This is a genomic window from Mucilaginibacter auburnensis (assembly GCF_002797815.1).
Classification (GTDB): Bacteria; Bacteroidota; Bacteroidia; order Sphingobacteriales; family Sphingobacteriaceae; genus Mucilaginibacter; species Mucilaginibacter auburnensis.
The window spans coordinates 304,484-323,707 of sequence record NZ_PGFJ01000002.1; the positions used below are offsets into that span (position 1 = coordinate 304,484).

Annotated in this window: 17 protein-coding genes; 10 read left to right on the forward strand and 7 right to left on the reverse strand. The window is 41.3% G+C overall.

The features are described 5' to 3' along the window. Genes CLV57_RS11975 through rseP form a run of 4 tightly spaced genes read left to right on the forward strand, consistent with a single transcriptional unit; the run spans position 1 to position 4,865 of the window. On the forward strand, positions 1-771 hold the full coding sequence (locus CLV57_RS11975; protein WP_100341645.1) for a hypothetical protein: 771 nt from the start codon (positions 1-3) through the stop codon (positions 769-771). A 5-nt stretch (positions 772-776) separates the two neighbouring features. Beyond that, a complete protein-coding gene (locus CLV57_RS11980) occupies positions 777-2,279 on the forward strand; it encodes a GH3 auxin-responsive promoter family protein (RefSeq protein WP_100341646.1) in 1,503 nt (500 codons plus the stop codon). Between the two features lie 26 nt (positions 2,280-2,305). Then, positions 2,306-3,511 (forward strand): 1-deoxy-D-xylulose-5-phosphate reductoisomerase, encoded by a 1,206-nt coding sequence (locus CLV57_RS11985; protein ID WP_245857025.1) that lies wholly within the window; start codon positions 2,306-2,308, stop codon positions 3,509-3,511. Positions 3,512-3,524: 13 nt separating this feature from the next. Continuing rightward, positions 3,525-4,865 (forward strand): RIP metalloprotease RseP, encoded by a 1,341-nt coding sequence (gene rseP / locus CLV57_RS11990; RefSeq protein WP_100341647.1) that lies wholly within the window; start codon positions 3,525-3,527, stop codon positions 4,863-4,865. Positions 4,866-5,208: 343 nt separating this feature from the next. Here the strand turns inward: rseP and CLV57_RS11995 are convergent, their stop codons facing one another. The 6 genes from CLV57_RS11995 to CLV57_RS12020 form a co-directional block, all read right to left on the reverse strand. Then, positions 5,209-5,754 carry a DUF4199 domain-containing protein gene (locus CLV57_RS11995; protein WP_100341648.1) on the reverse strand — a complete coding sequence of 182 codons (546 nt, stop codon included), beginning with the start codon at positions 5,752-5,754 and terminating at the stop codon, positions 5,209-5,211. An 18-nt stretch (positions 5,755-5,772) separates the two neighbouring features. Beyond that, positions 5,773-6,441, reverse strand: a complete 669-nt coding sequence (locus CLV57_RS12000) for a hypothetical protein (RefSeq protein ID WP_100342820.1) — start codon at positions 6,439-6,441, stop codon at positions 5,773-5,775. A gap of 4 nt (positions 6,442-6,445) precedes the next feature. Continuing rightward, positions 6,446-7,708: a dihydroorotase gene (locus tag CLV57_RS12005; protein ID WP_100342821.1), complete on the reverse strand. Its 1,263-nt coding sequence runs from the start codon at positions 7,706-7,708 to the stop codon at positions 6,446-6,448. A 10-nt stretch (positions 7,709-7,718) separates the two neighbouring features. Then, complete coding sequence (locus tag CLV57_RS12010) at positions 7,719-9,794, reverse strand: BatA domain-containing protein (RefSeq protein ID WP_157799149.1); 2,076 nt, start codon at positions 9,792-9,794, stop codon at positions 7,719-7,721. Between the two features lie 150 nt (positions 9,795-9,944). Continuing rightward, a complete protein-coding gene (locus CLV57_RS12015) occupies positions 9,945-10,649 on the reverse strand; it encodes a PliI family lysozyme inhibitor of I-type lysozyme (protein WP_100341650.1) in 705 nt (234 codons plus the stop codon). Positions 10,650-10,655: 6 nt separating this feature from the next. Continuing rightward, positions 10,656-12,917, reverse strand: coding sequence for a family 20 glycosylhydrolase (locus CLV57_RS12020; RefSeq protein ID WP_245857029.1), 2,262 nt, complete (start codon positions 12,915-12,917; stop codon positions 10,656-10,658). A gap of 258 nt (positions 12,918-13,175) precedes the next feature. Between CLV57_RS12020 and CLV57_RS12025 the strand changes: the two genes are divergently transcribed. Genes CLV57_RS12025 through CLV57_RS12050 form a run of 6 tightly spaced genes read left to right on the forward strand, consistent with a single transcriptional unit; the run spans position 13,176 to position 18,094 of the window. Continuing rightward, the gene (locus CLV57_RS12025; protein ID WP_100341651.1) at positions 13,176-14,072 is read left to right on the forward strand and encodes a MerR family transcriptional regulator; all 897 of its coding nucleotides are present in this window, start codon (positions 13,176-13,178) and stop codon (positions 14,070-14,072) included. After that, on the forward strand, positions 14,069-15,562 hold the full coding sequence (locus CLV57_RS12030) for a phytoene desaturase family protein (protein ID WP_100341652.1): 1,494 nt from the start codon (positions 14,069-14,071) through the stop codon (positions 15,560-15,562). The genes CLV57_RS12025 and CLV57_RS12030 overlap by 4 nt, the downstream gene beginning before the upstream one ends. A 4-nt stretch (positions 15,563-15,566) precedes the next feature. Next, positions 15,567-16,403 (forward strand): phytoene/squalene synthase family protein, encoded by an 837-nt coding sequence (locus tag CLV57_RS12035; RefSeq protein WP_100341653.1) that lies wholly within the window; start codon positions 15,567-15,569, stop codon positions 16,401-16,403. Then, on the forward strand, positions 16,394-16,939 hold the full coding sequence (gene idi, locus CLV57_RS12040; RefSeq protein ID WP_245857031.1) for an isopentenyl-diphosphate Delta-isomerase: 546 nt from the start codon (positions 16,394-16,396) through the stop codon (positions 16,937-16,939). The genes CLV57_RS12035 and idi overlap by 10 nt, the downstream gene beginning before the upstream one ends. Continuing rightward, positions 16,923-17,387, forward strand: a complete 465-nt coding sequence (locus CLV57_RS12045) for a sterol desaturase family protein (RefSeq protein WP_100341654.1) — start codon at positions 16,923-16,925, stop codon at positions 17,385-17,387. The genes idi and CLV57_RS12045 overlap by 17 nt, the downstream gene beginning before the upstream one ends. After that, positions 17,384-18,094: a lycopene cyclase domain-containing protein gene (locus tag CLV57_RS12050; protein WP_100341655.1), complete on the forward strand. Its 711-nt coding sequence runs from the start codon at positions 17,384-17,386 to the stop codon at positions 18,092-18,094. The genes CLV57_RS12045 and CLV57_RS12050 overlap by 4 nt, the downstream gene beginning before the upstream one ends. A gap of 70 nt (positions 18,095-18,164) precedes the next feature. Here CLV57_RS12050 and trxB read toward each other — a convergent pair whose 3' ends face one another. Beyond that, positions 18,165-19,121: a thioredoxin-disulfide reductase gene (trxB, locus tag CLV57_RS12055; RefSeq protein ID WP_100341656.1), complete on the reverse strand. Its 957-nt coding sequence runs from the start codon at positions 19,119-19,121 to the stop codon at positions 18,165-18,167. Positions 19,122-19,224 lie beyond the last annotated feature (103 nt).

Here is a 19,224-nt window from a genome sequence, read left to right on the forward strand (position 1 = left end):
ATGTACCACCCGTTTTCTGTTTCAGAAACTATTAAAACATCATGGAATGTACTAAAGGGCAACTTTGCCATATTAGCAATATACTCCATAGTATCTTTAGTGGTTATAGGGTTTACCGAATTCATTAACTCATTTGTTTTATTGGATGATTCAATAGGTTATCAATTAGTAGTACTATTTATCCAAATGCTGGTACAGTCCTACCTTGCTTTAAGCTTTTATAAGCTGATTTTGACCTTGATGGACAAGCAATACTATGAATTTGAATTTAGAGAGATATGGCCTTCATTCCGCATGGCCTTCAGGTTTATTATTATTGGCTTATCATATTCTCTGCTTATTGGTACTTGTTGGTTTATAAACCTCATGCTACAGGAGTGGCCTGTAATACAGTTGACAGTGAGATTTTTAGAGATAGTTGGGATAGGTTACTTACTGATACGCTCTATATTTTGCGTGTGTTTTGTGGTAGACGAAGATTCGCATGCGTATGAAGCCCTCTTGCAAAGCTTCCTGATAACCAAGGACAACATCTTTAAAACATTGAGTATCGTGTTGATCATATTAGGCTTCATGGTGGGTACGCTGCTGATCATATTAACTTTTATTGGTTTTCTGCAGCGTGAGGAGGATAGCTTTCTATTCAGACTGGCTTTCTATTTTTGGTTTGTTATAGCTTTCCCTACCGTTCAGGTTTTAGTAATGGTAACCTACCGCAAACTGGTATACGCGCATCAGGATATTGATGACGACTACTCAGAAACTAATTAATAATTATGGGTTTGAAAGCCACCTTAAGCAAAGTATTTGCAGCGTGGGTAAACCGCGATATCAATAAATTACGGGCAAACGCCGTATGGCTCCAACAAAAAACCTTGCTACAACTCGTTAACCAGGCAAAAAACACAGCGTTTGGTCGGGATCATCATTTTGATCAAATAAAAACTTACGATGACTTTAAACGCCTGATACCTATTCGTGACTATGAGGAGTTAAGCGCTTATATAAAGCGCGTAATTGATGGCGAAGAAAATGTGCTATGGCCCGGCAAGCCCGCTTATTTAACCAAAACATCGGGTACTACATCCGGTGTAAAGTACATTCCTATTAGTAAGGAAAGTATGCCCGAGCATATTAAGGCCGCACGCAATGCCCTGCTTAGCTATATTCACGAGACCGGTAAGGCTGATTTTGTTGATGGCAAAATGATATTTCTACAGGGCAGCCCCGAACTGGCTGAAAAAGCGGGGATTCCTACCGGACGCCTTTCGGGCATAGTTGCGCACCATGTTCCCGGTTATCTGCAAAAAAACAGACTACCCAGCTATGAAGTAAACTGCATTGACGATTGGGAGCAGAAGGTTGACGCCATTGTTGCCGAAACACTAAAAGCGGATATGAGGCTAATATCCGGCATCCCGCCCTGGTGTCAGATGTATTTCGACCGGCTTTCTGCTGCATCAGGCGGTAAAAAGATAAAAGACATCTTCCCCAATTTTAAACTTTATGTTTATGGCGGTGTGAACTTTGAGCCTTATCGTGCGCGTATTGAGGAAAGCATTGGCTTCGCCATAGACACAATTGAGACCTACCCTGCTTCTGAGGGATTTATCGCTTTCCAGGATTCGCAAAAAGAAAAGGGATTGTTATTGTTGGCCGACTCGGGTATCTTCTATGAGTTCATCCCCTCAGATGAATACTTTAATGATAACCCTACCCGAATAAGTCTTGAAGATGTTGAACTGAATAAAAATTACGCGTTGATAATGAATACCAATGCAGGTTTATGGGGCTACAGCATTGGCGATACGGTAAAGTTTGTGTCGAAAAATCCTTATAAAATTGTAGTAAGCGGCCGTATAAAACATTATATATCAGCGTTTGGTGAGCATGTTATTGGCGAAGAAGTTGAACAGGCTTTATTAGGCGTGGCCAACCAGGAGGGAATTGATATTGTAGAATTTACGGTGGCTCCTCAGGTAAATCCGGCAAAGGGTGAGCTCCCCTATCACGAATGGTTTGTTGAGTTTGGTACAGCGCCAATCAACATGGCTGATTTTGCTGCTAAAGTTGATAAAGCCCTACAGGTAAAAAATATTTATTATTTTGACCTGATTGATGGTAATATTTTGCAACCTTTGATAATAAGAAGCCTAAACAAGGATGCTTTTATTAATTTTATGCGCTCGCAGGGAAAACTGGGAGGGCAAAATAAAGTTCCTCGTTTATCAAACGACAGAAAGATAGCGGACGGCCTTCAGGAATACATTAACGCTTAATTTAAAACCATTACAATTATAAAATTGTGATAGGTGAATATATAACATTGAATAACCCTAAAAATATAGCCATTCTTGGCTCAACAGGCAGCATAGGTACACAAGCCTTGGAAGTGATAGCGGAAAACCCATCGCTTTTTAAGGCATTTTTGATCACAGCCAACAGCAATGCCTATTTACTTATACAGCAGGCCTTACAATTCAAACCGCAGCATGTTGTTATTTGCGACGAAAGTAAATACGCCGAAGTAAAACAAGCCCTTGCTCATACTGATACGCAGGTATCAGCCGGGATCAATGCCATTATTGAAGCGGTTACTCACCCGGAAATAGACATTGTGTTAACAGCCATGGTTGGTTTTGCAGGCTTGCAGCCCACCATAGCTGCAATAAAGGCGGTTAAAACCATCGCGTTAGCCAATAAAGAAACCCTTGTTGTGGCAGGTGAACTAATTACAGACCTGGCTAAAAAACACAACGTTAAAATTTTACCGGTTGATTCTGAGCATTCTGCCATTTACCAGTGTTTAGTTGGCGAAGAATACAACAAAATTGAAAAACTCATCCTCACCGCTTCAGGAGGGCCATTCAGAGGCAGGGATGCAGCTTATTTGGCCGACGTAACCCGCGAGCACGCACTAAAACACCCTAATTGGGTGATGGGTGCCAAAATAACCATTGATTCGGCTACTTTGATGAACAAGGGCTTAGAGGTTATTGAGGCAAAGTGGCTGTTTGATGTAAGTAACGAACAAATAGATGTGATCGTTCATCCGCAATCTATCATTCACTCCATGGTTCAGTTTCAGGATGGTTCAATAAAGGCACAAATGGGCTTGCCTGATATGAAATTGCCTATTCAATATGCACTGGCTTACCCGGAGCGCTTACAAAATAATTTTAAGCGTTTTGATTTTACTGACTACCACAACCTGAGCTTTGAAAAGCCTGATACTACAACGTTCAGAAACCTTGCTTTAGCTTTTGAGGCATTGGATAAAGGTGGTAATATGCCCTGTGTTATCAACGCCGCCAATGAGGTTGCCGTAGCTGCTTTTTTAACTGATGGTGTGGGCTTTTTGCAAATAAGCGAGGTTATTGAAAACTGCATGAAACATATTGCTTATGTGGAGCGTCCAACACTGGATGATTATTTGAATACTGACAGAGAAACACGCATATTTGCGCAAAATATAATACAAGCCGGCAGCGTTAAAGGTGCTGCAATTTGATATAAAATAATATATGGGTATAGTAATAATGGTTGGCCAACTTATACTGGGATTATCTATCCTGGTTATTCTACACGAGTTGGGCCACTTTTTAGCCGCACGGGCTTTCGGTATCAGGGTTGAAAAATTCTACCTGTTTTTTGATGCCTGGAACTTCAGCTTATTTAAATTTACTTATAAAGACGTTGAGTATGGTATTGGCTGGCTGCCTTTAGGTGGTTATGTTAAAATTTCGGGAATGATAGATGAGTCTATGGATACCGAACAAATGGCCGGTCCGCCGCAGCCATGGGAGTTCCGCTCAAAACCGGCGTGGCAGCGCCTTATTGTAATGATGGGCGGTATTATTGTGAATGTAATACTGGGCATATTCATTTTTTGGATGCTTACCGCCAGATACGGCGAGACCTATGTTCCTACAGCCAACATAGAACACGGCATTGTTCCGGGTGTAATTGGCAAAAAAATGGGCCTGCAGGCAGGCGACAGGATCATTGCCGTGAACGGGCAAGAGGTTGATCGTTTTAGCGATTTACGTAGTACAAAAGTATTATTAGATCACACCGTATTAACTATTAAGCGTGGCGACAAAACGCTTGAAGTTACAGTTCCTTCAAACATTATAAATGACCTGGCAGATTACGGTCAGGACGGCTTAGAACAATTTATAAGTAGTTTACCACGCAGCACCTTTACAGTTGGCGAGATACAGCCCAATACAGGCGCCGCAAGTGCAGGTTTATTAAAAGGCGATAGCATAGTAAGCATAAACAATAAGCCGGTATTATTTTACGATCAGCTGGTAAGTGAATTAAAAGCTAATAAAAGTAAAACTGTTGATGTTGGAGTATGGCGAGCAGATTCAACCAAACACCTTACAGCAAAAGTTAGCCCAACCGGTACACTTGGTTTCCGTGCTGATTTTAATCTTCCTAAACAAGTTACCGTAGATTACGGCGTGGTTGGTTCATTACCTGTTGGCGCTGAAAGAGCCTGGGGCACTTTTATTGACAACATTAAAGGTCTGTCAAAAGTATTTAAAGGCGATGTTGAATTGGGTAAAGCTGTTGGTGGTCCTGTGGCTATAGCAACCATGTTTGGTACAGAGCTTAACTGGATACACTTCTGGACCATGGTAGGCTTCTTATCGATGGTGCTTGCCTTTACCAATCTTTTACCAATACCGGCGCTTGATGGCGGCCATGCGGTGTTCCTGATCATTGAGATGGTAAAAGGCAAACCACTAAGCGATAAGTTTTTAGAGCGGGCTCAGGTGGTTGGCTTTGTATTGCTGATAACCCTGATGGTATTTGTATTTGGTAATGATATTATGAAACATGTTATTAATAAATAACAGCGTTACACATATTAATAAAACAAAGCGGCCTCCTGGAAAAACCAGGAGGCCGCTTTGTTTTAACTGAGATCTGCATTAAACTACAGTACTGAATATCACTTCGCGCCTAAAGGTGTGTGCGTTTACAGCACCGCAAGTAACGCTACATAGGCTAAAATTTACGGGAAAATTAAAATTAGCCGTTTCACCCGTTTCATTTTCGTTTCACTAAAAATCTGCAATTTATTGATTACCAAATTTTTATAAAAAATATCGTTTCACATCGTCTCATATGCTCGGTGAAACGGTACGACATGTTTAGCTATAGCTATGAGCTAACAATTAAAGAGCTTTCTGTAGATTATTCCGGATCTACGGCGGTATCTAACGGAGAGCGTTCTTTTTTAAAGATAGCAGCGCCAATTAATGACAATAATGCACCAACTATAGTATACATTAATGCCGAGAAAAACCCACCAGCCCAAGGTCCAATTTTGTTTGCAATACCCATAGAACGTTCAATTTCAGCGTCTGACATACCTCTTGCTTCCATTTGGGCACGAGATGCCTCCAGTGATTTCTCTAAAACCTCAGGACTCAAAATCCACAAATAGATTGCTATGAATACGCCTAAAAGCAGGCCGGTAAATACAGAGTAACGGAAGCCGGTTGAGAACCCGGTTCCAAAAGTCATGTATCCACCACCTGTGGTATCTCTAAACTCCTTTTGAGCCAAAAAGAGGAATATGATAAAAGGCAAAAACGATAAATACTTAATCGGCGATTGCTGATCAAGGTTCATAAATTCGAAAACGTAAGTTAGCACAATATTGGTAAGAGTGCTTATTAAGGCCCACTTTGTGGCTACCTTGGTAGGATTAGGGGTGACAGCAGCTTGGTTTTCCATTTTATATTATTTTAAGGTTTAAATAAACGATTGTAGGACAGCAATTACCGGCATGGTAAATTCTTTATCACTTGCGTTTGCCGCTATCTCCTGCTTCTCTTTTTCGCCGGCATCAGGGTTTTGAAAAAAGCACATCATCGGGTAAAATATCTCTTTCAATTCTGAATCATCTGATACCTTTTCAGCCACCTTTGCAATTTCAACTACCGGACTTTCCATTAATATCTGGTTAGATATTACAGGCTCGTAAATACGGTACTCGTCCTGAAACTCGTCTTCGTCAACCAGTAAGAACTCTTTTAGATAGTCTTCCAGTTCGGGTTCGATGTCCTCGTCGGCGCATTCATTCAAATACAACAACAAGTTAAGCATTTCTGTACCCCTGTCAAGCGTCTCTTCTTCGATATCTTCCCATTCTTTACTATCAAGGTAATCTTCTTCCAGCTTTTTAACGTCGGCGCTAAAAAAGTTCACCATTAGCAGGTCAAACAATATTTCACGCAAACCTTCCAGTTCAGGGTTATCATCAACAGTTTTATCCAGGGCATCAACTTTACTCAAAAAGTCCACTTCTAATGAAAAAACTTCTTCTAATTGTTTGGTGAGCTCAGCAGCGTCTGAATTGCTATATTCAGATAAGGCTGCCATAGCTGCCTTAATACCATTCTTTACTTTAGGATCTATCATCTCTTTAAATATCAGATACAATTGATTGGTTATTATTACAAGTTAGCAAAACTTTACCTGTTAAAGTTTTACCTAAATAAGGTGAGTTGGCTGATTTAGATAGGTTATTCTGCCTGTTATACTGCCACTCGACAGCGGTATCCACCACCACCAGATTGGCAACTGAACCTTCGGCGATTGTAGCAGCATCAACATTTAATATATCACGTGGATTGATTGCCATTTTTTGAACTATCGTCTGTAATGATAGTCCTGCCTGCAATGCCAAAGAAAAAGCAGTTTGTAGCGCGATCATGCCATATTCTGCCACTTCAAATTCTACGTCTTTAAATTCTATTTCATGCGGGGTGTGTTGCGTTATTATTGCATCAATAGTTCCGTCGTTTAAACCCGCTATAAGCGCGTCAACATCATTTTGGGTACGTAGCGGTGGTTTTACCTTATAAAGACTATCAAAGCCCATTAACGCGCTATCAGTAAGCACCAGGTGATGAACTGCCACATCACAGCTTACCTGTATGCCTTTTTTCTTGGCCTCCCTAATTAGCTCAACCGAGCGTTTTGTTGATATGGTGCTAAAGTGTATTTTGGAATCAGTGTATTCAGCCAGGTAAAGATCTCTCGCAACTATCAGCTCCTCGGCAAGTGCCGGGATTCCTTTCATGCCTAAAAGCGTACTTACTTCGCCTTCGTTAACTTTTGCTTTTCCGGCAATAGCAGGGTCTTCCGGGTAAGAGAATACAAGGGCACTAAAACCTTTGGTGTACAACAGCGCGCGTTCCATTAGTCCGGCATCACTAACCGGGCGCGTGCCATCTGTAAAAGCTTTGGCGCCGCTCAGGTACATATCGTACATTTCGGCGAGGTCTTTACCCTCGCGTTTATGCGATATAGTTCCCAAAGGAAAAACATCAACCAGATTGGTCTTTGCCCGGTTAAACAGGTATTCCACCTCGGCCTTTGAGTGGACAGGCGGCTGCGTGTTAGGCATTAAAGCTAAACCTGTAAAGCCACCGGCTGCAGCGGCCTTTGTACCTGTTTGAAGTGTCTCCTTTGTTTCAAGGCCTAATTCGCCTATGTTACAATTCAGATCGAATAGGCCAGGGATAACGTGTTTTCCTGTGCCATCGTAAACGTTGGTGTTTTCCTCATTGATTTCAGAGGCAATAGACTTAATAGTTCCGTTTTCAATTAAAATATCAGCAACCTGTTGATGGAATGGTGAGTTTGGATCAACAACTGTAGCAGATTTGATAAGCAAATTCATTAGCGCTGCTTTATGTATGGATTGGTGCCGGCTCATCGGCGCTCAAAAGTACACGCTGATCTGTTTTGTAGAACCTGATCAGCAGTATTTCGGCAGCCAGAAAAACCAATGCCAAAATTATACAAAGTTTCCATAATTGCGTGCCAAAATTTGATGTACCTATCACATCTTTTAAAGATGCTTTTGTAGTTTCTATAACTCCCTTTGCCTCAGGGACAATATTATTCAACTCACCGGCGGTATAGTAACTCATGTCAGACTCGGCCCTGTTATCATTAAATGCCATAACGGCTACAGTACTATCCTGCTTTTTCAGATCGTAAAGCCCTGTTTCCTGCAATTGGTCTGATACATACAGTAAAGTACTTCCCTCCTGCTGCCTTACATCCGGAATGATACTTTTGCCTGATTTGGTTAGTTTAAGCAGTTGTTTCTCTGAAGTTTGAATTGGCAGTGTCTCAATTACATCATCATGACCCATGTTGTAAAATAGAGGTTGCTCACGTCCGCTTAATAAAGCTATCCGGAACATAATCGGCACAAATAAAGCGTGGCGCGGTAGATTACTAAAATCGTCAGCCAGCGGAACGGCAGATACGTACACCTTACCTGCACCACTATTAAATCCGGCCCAAAAAGAATTGCCGTTTTGCAATTGCATTAAGTTTTCATTTTGCGCTTTTACAGCGGATTTTAACTGATAGTATTTTTTTACGGTTGGTAATTCAGGATTTTTCGGTAAGCTCTCAAAAATATCTTTAAATACAGGGTTCTGTAAATTAAGAGATGCCACCTTCAAATTTTCTTCCGCGACCTGCTTAGGGTAAGCAGCACCTATATTTTGCAGAAATGTACGGTTGTTGTTCAAATCGGCATCTGTTGCAGGGAATACAGCCAGTGTTCCGCCTTTTTTTACGTAGGCGGTAAGTTGCTGCGCTAATCCCGGCGATACCATACGCACATCACTTAAAACAATAAGCGGATAAGTGCCCAGCGAGGCATAATCAACGTTACCGTCAGAAACGCGTCTGGCATCAAAAAATGGATCGGTAGCAAAAACTGCCTTCAAATATGGGTTAGGTATTCCGCCGTCTATTAGCAATACCTGCATTTTCTCTTTCACGTTAAAGCTCAGAAAAAAGCGGTTATCGAAAGTGATAGGGTTGTCCTGTAAACTTATTTCACCACGCTGCCATCCAGCCGAAAGACCGGAGAAAGTAAGCGTATCTATCTGTGATGATTTGGCCGGGATGGAAAAACCACCCAAAGCCTTTTGTTCACCGTTGATGGTAAGCTTAAGCGGAATTTTTGTTGATTCTTCATTAGAATAGTTGTGCAGCTTAACTATCATTTTCTCCGTTTCGCCGGGGCGATGAATAGCGCTTAGTAACCAAACCGAATCAACTGCTACGTTGGCCGGCGTACTTGCCCTTAGTTGCACCAGGCTTACATGCAGTCCTGTATCAACTTTTAAAGGTTTACCATCAGATATATTTTTCTGAAAATCAGATAGAATATAGACTGACCGATGCACCTCAGGCTGGTTATCTAACAGACCCTGCTGGCGGTAAATTATTTGCTGTAAGGTATGATTACGCGGGCTAATTTTAACGGCGTCCACCTCATCAACAAATTCGGCGGGCGTTAACAGTCTCTGATGTCGACCTTCAAAATCCTGCGTTAATAATTGAAAGCGATCATTATTAGTATAAGCCGCAGCTATTTCTTTGGCACGGCGTTTAGCTTCATCCAGCAAAGAGCCCTCCCTATTGAGGTTTTGCATAGAATAAGAGTTATCAATAAAAACGCTTACTACTTGCCTTGCGCCATTGATCCCGGCACGCTTACCGGGTATATAAGGGCGGGAAAAAGCCAGTACCAGAAAAAACAAAGCCAGTAAACGTGCCGCTAATATCAACCGCTCTTTTATATTTCTTCTTGATGATTGCTGTTCCTGTATATTTTTGAGGAACTGCACATTACTGAAATAAACCTTTTGATACCTGCGAAAATTGAACAAATGCACAATTACAGGTATGGCCAGCGATGCCAAAGCGAACAGAAATGCGGGATATAAAAAATGCACTGGTTTAATGGGTTATATACAAATATGCAAAAAAGCCAATAGCATTAAAATTATAAAAGCTTTTGTAAAGAGATTGTCACTAACCGCATTAATTGGCTCATATGGGTCAATATCAGGGTTAATTTTCAGCAACCTTGATCAGTTAAATAGTTACCTGCGGCGACGTTTCTTCTGTGTAGCTTTCTTTTTTACCGTTTCTTTTTTCTTTACCGGCGCGGGTTCTTTTGCAACAGGGGTGTCTTTAAGGGTTGAATCTTTTACCAATGTTTTTATGTCGAAATCATTTCCGCTTAAAGTATATTCAAACTTGTATTTCCCTCCTGTTGGCTTTGCGTCTTTACCTTCGCCTGTGTACGACGGAAATTCACGTATTAACTTACCTTCCTGAATATAAAAATTATCTTGTCCGCGATAGTTTGATTTCGAGCTCTTAAGCGATGGAAATCTGATCTCGTTAGCGTGGTTATTGTTAAACTCAAAAGCGTAAATATTTACATACTTGGTAGTATCTGAACTTTTGGCTTGAATAATTATTTCCGGGTTGCCATCGGCATCCATATCTGTATTGAACACATCAACAATTGCACCATCCAGATCACCGGTTGTAGTTGTGTATTTTCTTCCTAATGAATCGGAATGAAGTATTAAAAATGCACCGGTATCAACTGAGGCGCGTCCCCAGCTCACTACATCATAATATTGTCCTGGCGATACTTCAACTAACTTATGAAACCTGAAAGGTTCCATTGTTTTGGATTGGGTTACCGGAGCAGATTTAACAACCGGTTTTTCGTTATTGCCACAACCGGCAATTATTGCGCAAAGCAACGGCACAAATAATAAATATCTCTTCATTTTAAATTAATAGTAAAGCGAATCGGGCGATAACTCACCTTTAGGTTTACCCGGCAGCGTCATAAACACCTGTATCTTTCCGGGAATACGTACGTCTATATACTTAACGGTTATTTTATGAAAACCTTTTTGCAATGGCACAGCTCCACCTTTTTCTATAGGCGAATGCCTGCCGTCATTGTCAACCACCGGTATGTCATCTACATAAAGCATTGAACCATCGTCTGATAAGGTAGAGAAGCCGTATACCCCATCCTCATCAACCCGTAAGTAACCCTGGTAAATCACTCCAAATGTTGATGCAATTTTACGGAACGGCAATGTATTAAAGCTTTTAATTACTTGCGTAGTATCAAATCCGGCGGTAGGTATATTTAACTGACGGGTACTGGTAAGAGTTCCTTCTGTAAATAACTGGTAAAGCATGCCTTGTTTGTTACCTGTATATTCAACGGCAGGGAATGGCGTCTTATTATAAACAAGCGTTTTAGTTGGCGTGCTACGCTTCCCGGCAGGAGTAATTACAATCGTTTGTAATTCACGATACTGGTTTTGCGGTACTGTAAAGCTAAGTGGAGTAGAATATTCCAGATCGGTTTCATTAGGCGTGTAACCATCAATGGTATAATAAACTTTAGCTCCTTCTACAGATGGTTTTAACTGCGCAGTTAGCCGGGCGCCAAACATTATGGTATCTTTAGTACCAATGGTAGCAGGAACACGGTAATTGTAATTATTTTTCTCTAATACGGCCAATTGTTTTGGCATCCGCACTTCCATAAGGTCGGTAAAGTTTTTGTTAGCTACAGGTGTCCATGCAATTTCGGCAAGCGATAGCAACCGCGGCAATAACATGTACTCAACTTTGTTAGGCGTACCTATATATTCGTTCCATAAATTAGCTTGAACGCCAATTATATATTTCTCTTGTTCAGGCGTTAACCCTGCCGGGATCACATTAAAACTGTAGCTTTTTTCAATCGGCGCATTACCACCAATGCCTACAGGTTCGGTATTCAGATTGGTGCCTTGTGTATGGTCAAGGTAAAGACCACGGCCGCTTGGCACCATTATAACATCATGTTTTTGCTGAGCGGCAGCAACAGCGTTGGCCTCTCCTCTCCAGTTCATTACTGTGGCATTTGGGGCAAGCCCCCCTTCTAATATTTCATCCCAGCCAATTACTTTTCTGCCTTTTGAGTTAATAAACTCCTCCATCCGCCTGATAAAGTAACTTTGTAAACCTTTCTCGTCTTTCAGCTTTAAACGCTTTATCAGTTGTTGAGAAAATGCGCTGGCCTTCCAATCGTCTTTTGCCACTTCATCACCACCTATATGGATGTATTTGCCCGGGAACAGATCCATTATCTCGGTAAAGATATTTTGCAGAAAAGTGAATGTTGCTTCGCTGGGGCAAAAAACATCATGGCGTTCGCTCCATGTTCCCGATACGGTGTACGTATCAGGCGCGTTGCAGCCAAACTCAGGGTAAGCCGTTAAAGCAGCTTTAGAATGACCCGGTATGTCAATTTCAGGGATGATGTTGATGTATTTTTGAGCGGCATATTGCACAACATCCCGTATCTCTTCCTGCGTATAATAACCGCCATATGGCGTGCTGTCAAATTGTTGCGGCTGGCGGTCGTGATAATTACCAATAAGCGTTTCAGCTCTCTTACTACCAATTTCGGTAAGTTTTGGGTACTGCTTGATCTCAATTCGCCAACCCTGATCATCAGCAAGGTGCCAGTGAAAATTATTCAACTTATACATCGCCATCAGGTCGATATATTTTTTCACCGTTGCCGCGTTGAAAAAGTGCCTTGACACATCTAACATAAAGCCGCGGTACTTAAAGCGTGGAAAATCCTCTATTTGCACGCAAGGAAATGGAATGGTGGCCGCCTTATTTGTCGGTACTAACTGAATTAAAGTCTGCATGCCATAAAACAACCCCGCCCCTTTACCAACAAGTGTGATATTCTGAGGAGTTATTGTTAAACGATATCCGTCGGCAGGTAAGTTTTCAGAACCGATACTGGTCAATATCAACGTATTGCTGCCGCTTTGTTTGTTATATAATTTTGGCTGGATACGTAATGCTGTTTTATTTTGAAGATACTCTGTAAAAAAAACAACCGCTTTATGATCTACCGTATCTGCCAGTACAGTTGTTTGCTGACTAAACAGAAATACACCTGCGGCTTTTCTTACTGATACAGGCGCAGGAATGATTCCCATGTTAGGGTCAACATCTTGCGCTCTCAAGTTGTACGATAAACAGACACATATCAACCCCAGCAATGCCCGGCCTTTTCTTAACATAAACAGGTTCATCAATAATTTAAGTTGGTGAATTTAAAATTTTATAAAATTAATAGCATACTACGGCTGTAAAAATAATGCCACAAAAGTTAACCAATCTTTTTATAACGCTTGTTTCAAAAATAAATTCCCAATTGTTAAAATCATTTTTAACAATTAAAGAACTTTTGTCTAAATTTACCGTTATATTTTTTAGACAAAATGAATTACTCAATTTCTGATCTGGAAAAGCTTTCGGGCATATCTGTACATAATATACGGATATGGGAACGCCGTTATGGCGCGCTGAAACCTTCTCGTACAGCCGGAAATACACGTTTTTACGATGACGAGCAATTAAAACGTTTGTTGAGTATTACAGGTTTATATCATTCGGGACACAAAATATCTCGCGTTTGCAGCTTAAGCAATAGCGATATGAGCCAATTGTTACAGCTTGACATTGACAGCACAGTTGCCGCCCAACACAGACATGAATACTTTATAACCCAAATAATAAATAGCTGCTTGGTTTATAACGAAAAAAAATTGAGTGAATTGATTTCTTCATCCTTCGGGCAGGACGGTATTCTCAATACTTACAAATTTGTTATTTATCCACTATTAGTTAGAATTGGCCTTTTGTGGCTTAACGGAAAAGTTTCGCCATCGCAGGAACATTTTTTATCTCAGATCATCCGTCAAAAACTATTTGCCGCTACCGATTCCTGCGCAGTTGTAGATAATACAACAAAAGGTTGGCTACTGTTCCTGCCCGAAGATGAAGATCATGACATACCGCTGTTGTTAGCCAACTATTTGCTTAGAGCCGCCGGTCAGCGTGTAATTTACTTAGGCCCCAGAGTTCCGTTAGATACGTTGCACGATGCAGTTTCCGTCACGAAGCCGGAATTCCTGTTGCTTTTCATGACAAGAATGAGGCTGCCGGCAGAAGCCCAAACTTATTTAAACTCCCTGTCTTCACAACTCAAGGGAGTAACTATTTACTTGTCAGGCAATTTGAAGATAATGCATGCTGTAAACCTACCTGAAAACATTAAATTGCTGGAAAATCCGGCGGATTTTGAATCAATTATAAAAAACAAACGTACTGTATGACACAATTAACTCCATCTAAAAAAATTGCTGTCATAGGTGCTGGTTTCTCAGGACTTAGCGCTGCGGCTTATTTGGCTAAGGCAGGTTGCGATGTAAGCGTTTATGAGAAAAACGCAGCTATAGGTGGACGCGCCCGTCAACTTAAAACAGATAACGGCTACACATTTGACATGGGCCCGAGCTGGTATTGGATGCCTGATGTTTTTGAGAAATTTTTTGCCGACATGGGCAGCACTCCTGCCGACTTTTACAAACTCACTGAATTAGATCCGCAGTATGATATCATTTTTGGTAAAGATGATGTTTTAGAAGTGCCCGCTACCTTATCCGGCTTATCAGCCTTATTTGAAGAGATTGAAACGGGCAGCGCTCAAAAGTTAGACAAGTTTTTAAAAGAAGCAGCTTTTAAATACAACATCGGTATCAATAAACTGGTTTACAAACCCGGCTTATCCATAACCGAGTTTGCAGATATTGAACTGATAAAAGGTGTATTTAAATTACAGGTATTTACTTCTTTAAGCGCGCACGTAAAAAAGCATTTCAAAAACTCGAAACTGATAGCGCTGATGGAATTCCCAGCCCTGTTTTTGGGTGCAATGGCGCAGGATACGCCTGCATTATACAGCCTAATGAACTATGCAGGGCTTGCATTAGGCACTTGGTATCCACAGGGCGGCTTTGCACAGATCATAACAGCGATGAAAACTGTTGCTGAACGGCAGGGGGTAAAATTTCACACTGATGCTGCTATAACCGGATTTGATATTAACGGAAAGAAAATTGACCGCATCTACACTAAAAATAGCGTTCATGATGTTGACGCCGTTATAGGCTCTGCCGATCATCATCACATTGACCAGGAACTGCTTGGGCCAGAGTACGCTACCTATACCCCTGAGTACTGGAAGAAAAGAGTAATGGCGCCATCGGCACTTATATTTTACCTCGGCATAAATAAAAAGTTAAAGCGTTTAAAACACCACAACTTGTTTTTTGACGAGGACCTGCAGGTACATGCTGTAGAGATATACAAAGACCCTAAATGGCCGTCAAAACCCTTGTTTTATGTGTGCTGCACGTCAAAAACTGATAATGATGCAGCGCCTGAGGGCCACGAAAATGTGTTTATATTAATGCCATTAGCTGTTGACATAACTGAAACGAATGAGCTGCGTGAAAAATACTTCCATATTATAATGGATCGTTTGGAAGCTTATTGCGGTGAAGACATCCGCAACTCAATTGACTACAAAAAGAGTTACTGTATTGACGACTTTAAAGGAGATTACAATTCGTTTGGAGGGAATGCATATGGTTTAGCTAATACATTAACGCAAACAGCCATACTTAAGCCATCTATGCGCAATAGGAAAGTTGAAAATATATTCTTTGCAGGGCACCTTACTGTGCCGGGACCGGGGGTACCTCCCGCTATCATATCCGGCAATGTTGCCGCCAACCAATTACTCAGATACCTTAAACGTTAGTGCTATGAAAGAAAAATTTGACCGATTATCAGCTGAATGCAGCAAATTGACCACAAGGCGTTACAGCACAAGTTTCTCTTTAGGCATACGTTTTCTTGATAAATATCTGCACGACCCCATTTACGCCATTTACGGTTTTGTAAGGCTGGCAGATGAGATTGTTGACAGCTTTCATGACCATAATAAGCAGCTATTATTAGATCAGTTTAAGATACATTGTTTTGAGGCTATCGAAAGCGGGATAAGTTTGAACCCTATTTTAAATGCTTTTCAAAAGACTGTGCATGATTATCGGATAGACCACCAGTTGATCCATCAGTTTTTGCATAGCATGGAAATGGATCTATATAAGCAGGAATACGACAAAGCCAAGTACGAGGAATATATATTAGGATCCGCAGAGGTGGTTGGATTGATGTGTTTGTACGTATTTACGGGTGGGGATAAACAAGTTTATGAACAGCTCAAACCGTCAGCTATGAAGCTTGGCGCGGCATTTCAAAAGATCAATTTCCTTCGTGATATTGGCGCTGACTACAACCAGCTTAACCGCACCTATTTTCCGGGCGTAGACCTTTCTGTATTTACCGAGGTGGATAAGCGCAAAATTGAAGAAGAAATTGAAAAAGATTTCTCGGATGCGCTTGTAGGCATACGTATGTTACCTCGCTCATCTCGCAGAGGCGTGTTTTTAGCGTATCGCTATTATCAGCAGCTTTTTAAGAAGATCAAGCTGGCGGCTGCGAGTGCTGTGTTTTCTGAAAGGTTCCGCATATCTAACCGGCGCAAAATTGCGTTATTGTTTGACACGATGTTAAAACACAAATTAAATTGGATATAATTGCCGATACAATGGAGAACGTGATACTTGTTGACAACAACGATGTTGCACAGGGGGTGATGGAGAAAATGCAGGCTCATGTTACCGGCTCATTACACCGTGCTATATCCGTGTTTGTTTACAATTCTAAAGGCGAATTTTTGTTGCAACAACGCGCCTTAGAAAAATATCATTCGGCGGGCAAGTGGAGCAATACCTGTTGCAGTCACCCACGCCCTCACGAGTCGACCATTGACGCAGCAAACCGCAGACTTAAAGAAGAAATGGGCATGGATTGTGAACTTGAAGAGTGGTTTAATTTTACCTACCGTGCTGAGTTTGATAACGGCTTGGTTGAACACGAGTTTGACCATGTGTTTATTGGCATCAGCGACAGCCTGCCTCAACCTAATGCTGCGGAAGTTGCTTCTTTCAGATATATCAGTACGGAAGCTCTTACCTCTGACATCAGTGAAAATCCTGAGCAGTACACACCATGGTTCAGGCTATGTTTTGAACGTATTAACCAAAAGAAAAACAATGCAAATAGTATATAACATATTAATAACCGTAGTTTCATTTGTCGCGATGGAAGGCGTTGCCTGGTTGGCACATAAGTATTTGATGCATGGTTGGTTATGGGGTTTACATGAAGATCATCACCATAAAGAGCATTACGGTTTTTTAGAACATAACGATGCCTTCTTTTTGATTTTCGCTACCCCTGGTATCACCTGTTTGGCTATCGGTATTTATACCCCTGTTACATTTTTGCTGTACATTGGTTTGGGTATTACCCTGTATGGGTTTTGCTACTTTTTTGTGCACGATATTTTCATTCATCAACGTATTAAATGGTTACGGAACACCAAAAATCCCTACCTGTTGGGTATTCGTCGCGCGCACAAAATGCACCACAAACATTTAGGTAAGCATGACGGCGAATGCTTTGGTATGCTATGGGTTCCGCGCAAATATTTTAAAAAGCAAGAGGCGGCTTCATGACAAAATACACCTATCTGCTTATTGATTTCTTCAGTATTTCGGTACCCTTCCTGGTATCATTTCATCCAAAAAGCGGATTGTATAAGCACTGGTACGCTTTACTACCTGCAATAATAGTTACCAGTTTGTTCTATTTGGTTTGGGACAGCTGGTTTACAAGCATGGGCGTTTGGGGCTTTAACTCTACTTATATAACGGGCATACATGTGGGTAATATGCCTTTAGAGGAGATACTATTCTTTGTATGTATACCCTACGCCTGCGTGTTCACGTTTGACTGCCTGATAAGGGTAATCCCTGAAAATGTGCTATCCAAGAGTTCACCATTCATCAGCTATACACTTATTGGCTTATGTATAATTATAGCCGCAATTTACCGTAACAATTATTACACAGCATCAGCATTTGGATTATTAGCACTTTTAATATTTGCCGCATATTACAAAAAAGTGCGGTGGCTGGGCAGGTTTTATATAATATATATTATACTGCTCATCCCTTTTACAATTGTAAACGGTTTGCTTACAGGCACCTGTTTAGATGCGCCGGTAGTTTGGTACAATCCAGACCACATAATTGGGGCGCGTATATTAACGATACCTATTGAGGATGTTTTTTATGGCATGGGACTTCTGCTCATTAACACCTGGATCTATCAGCGGCTGCGCTATGGTAAAAATCACTCCGCATCTGCTATTGCCGGTTAACAAAATTTACACCCAATAAAAAAGGCATCTATTATATAATAGATGCCTTTTTCAATATTATAAAAGTTATTTAAACCGTCACAACGTGCTCTTTAGCAGCTAAATACCTTTCCGCATCAATAGCAGCCATACAACCTGAACCGGCAGCTGTTACCGCCTGACGGTAAATGTGGTCTTGCGCGTCGCCGCAGCAAAACACGCCTTCAACGTTAGTTTCGGTTGAGCCGGGACGGGTTTTGATATAACCTGTTTCGTCCATATCAATCCAGCCTTTAAATATGCCTGTGTTAGGTTCGTGACCAATTGCCACAAAGAAACCGGTAACGTCAAGCTTACGCTCCTCGTTAGTTTTGCTATTGATAACAAGGGCACCGTTAACACTTTGTCCGTCTCCTAAAATCTCTTTGGTTTCGGTGTTATATAACACTTCAATGTTTTTGGTATTCAGCACACGATGAACCATTGCTTTTGAAGCACGGAATTCATCACGACGAACGATCATGTACACCTTGCGGCACATTTTAGCCAAATAAGTAGCTTCTTCAGCAGCAGTATCGCCGGCCCCTACTATGGCAACATCCTGTCCTTTAAAGAAGAAACCATCACAAACCGCACATGCAGAAACGCCAAAGCCGCTATATTTTTGTTCCGAGTCTAAACCCAGCCATTTAGCAGATGCACCGGTTGATATAATTACGGTATCAGCCAATATAGTTTTAACCTCATCAACTACCACTTTATGCGGCAGATTTGAAAAGTCAACCGAGCTTACATAACCAAATCTAATTTCGGTACCTAGACGCTCGGCCTGTTTACGGAAATCTTCCATCATTTCAGGGCCCATTACTCCGGTTGGGTATCCCGGAAAATTCTCTACATCAGTAGTTTGCGTAAGCTGCCCACCGGCCAACATGCCTGTATACATAACAGGCTTTAAATCAGCGCGTGAAGCATATATAGCTGCAGTGTATCCCGCAGGGCCCGAACCTATTATCAGGCATTTTACGTGTTCTAAGTTTTCAGACATCAGTATAAAAATTGCATACAAAAATAGGTTTTATTGTGCGGCTCATCAATAGGCGTTGGTCAGCGTTTTGTAGTTTGCTTAGTCAGTGGGCAGTGGGCAGTGG

Bases quoted from the DNA above. Each gene is read 5' to 3' on its own strand.
- CLV57_RS11975 (WP_100341645.1), top strand. From the start codon at position 1: ATGTACCACCCGTTTTCTGTTTCAGAAACTATTAAAACATCATGGAAT.
- CLV57_RS11980 (WP_100341646.1), top strand. From the start codon at position 777: ATGGGTTTGAAAGCCACCTTAAGCAAAGTATTTGCAGCGTGGGTAAAC.
- rseP (WP_100341647.1), top strand. From the start codon at position 3,525: ATGGGTATAGTAATAATGGTTGGCCAACTTATACTGGGATTATCTATC.
- CLV57_RS11995 (WP_100341648.1), bottom strand. From the start codon at position 5,754: ATGGAAAACCAAGCTGCTGTCACCCCTAATCCTACCAAGGTAGCCACA.
- CLV57_RS12000 (WP_100342820.1), bottom strand. From the start codon at position 6,441: ATGATAGATCCTAAAGTAAAGAATGGTATTAAGGCAGCTATGGCAGCC.
- CLV57_RS12005 (WP_100342821.1), bottom strand. From the start codon at position 7,708: ATGAATTTGCTTATCAAATCTGCTACAGTTGTTGATCCAAACTCACCA.
- CLV57_RS12015 (WP_100341650.1), bottom strand. From the start codon at position 10,649: ATGAAGAGATATTTATTATTTGTGCCGTTGCTTTGCGCAATAATTGCC.
- CLV57_RS12025 (WP_100341651.1), top strand. From the start codon at position 13,176: ATGAATTACTCAATTTCTGATCTGGAAAAGCTTTCGGGCATATCTGTA.
- CLV57_RS12030 (WP_100341652.1), top strand. From the start codon at position 14,069: ATGACACAATTAACTCCATCTAAAAAAATTGCTGTCATAGGTGCTGGT.
- CLV57_RS12035 (WP_100341653.1), top strand. From the start codon at position 15,567: ATGAAAGAAAAATTTGACCGATTATCAGCTGAATGCAGCAAATTGACC.
- CLV57_RS12045 (WP_100341654.1), top strand. From the start codon at position 16,923: ATGCAAATAGTATATAACATATTAATAACCGTAGTTTCATTTGTCGCG.
- CLV57_RS12050 (WP_100341655.1), top strand. From the start codon at position 17,384: ATGACAAAATACACCTATCTGCTTATTGATTTCTTCAGTATTTCGGTA.
- trxB (WP_100341656.1), bottom strand. From the start codon at position 19,121: ATGTCTGAAAACTTAGAACACGTAAAATGCCTGATAATAGGTTCGGGC.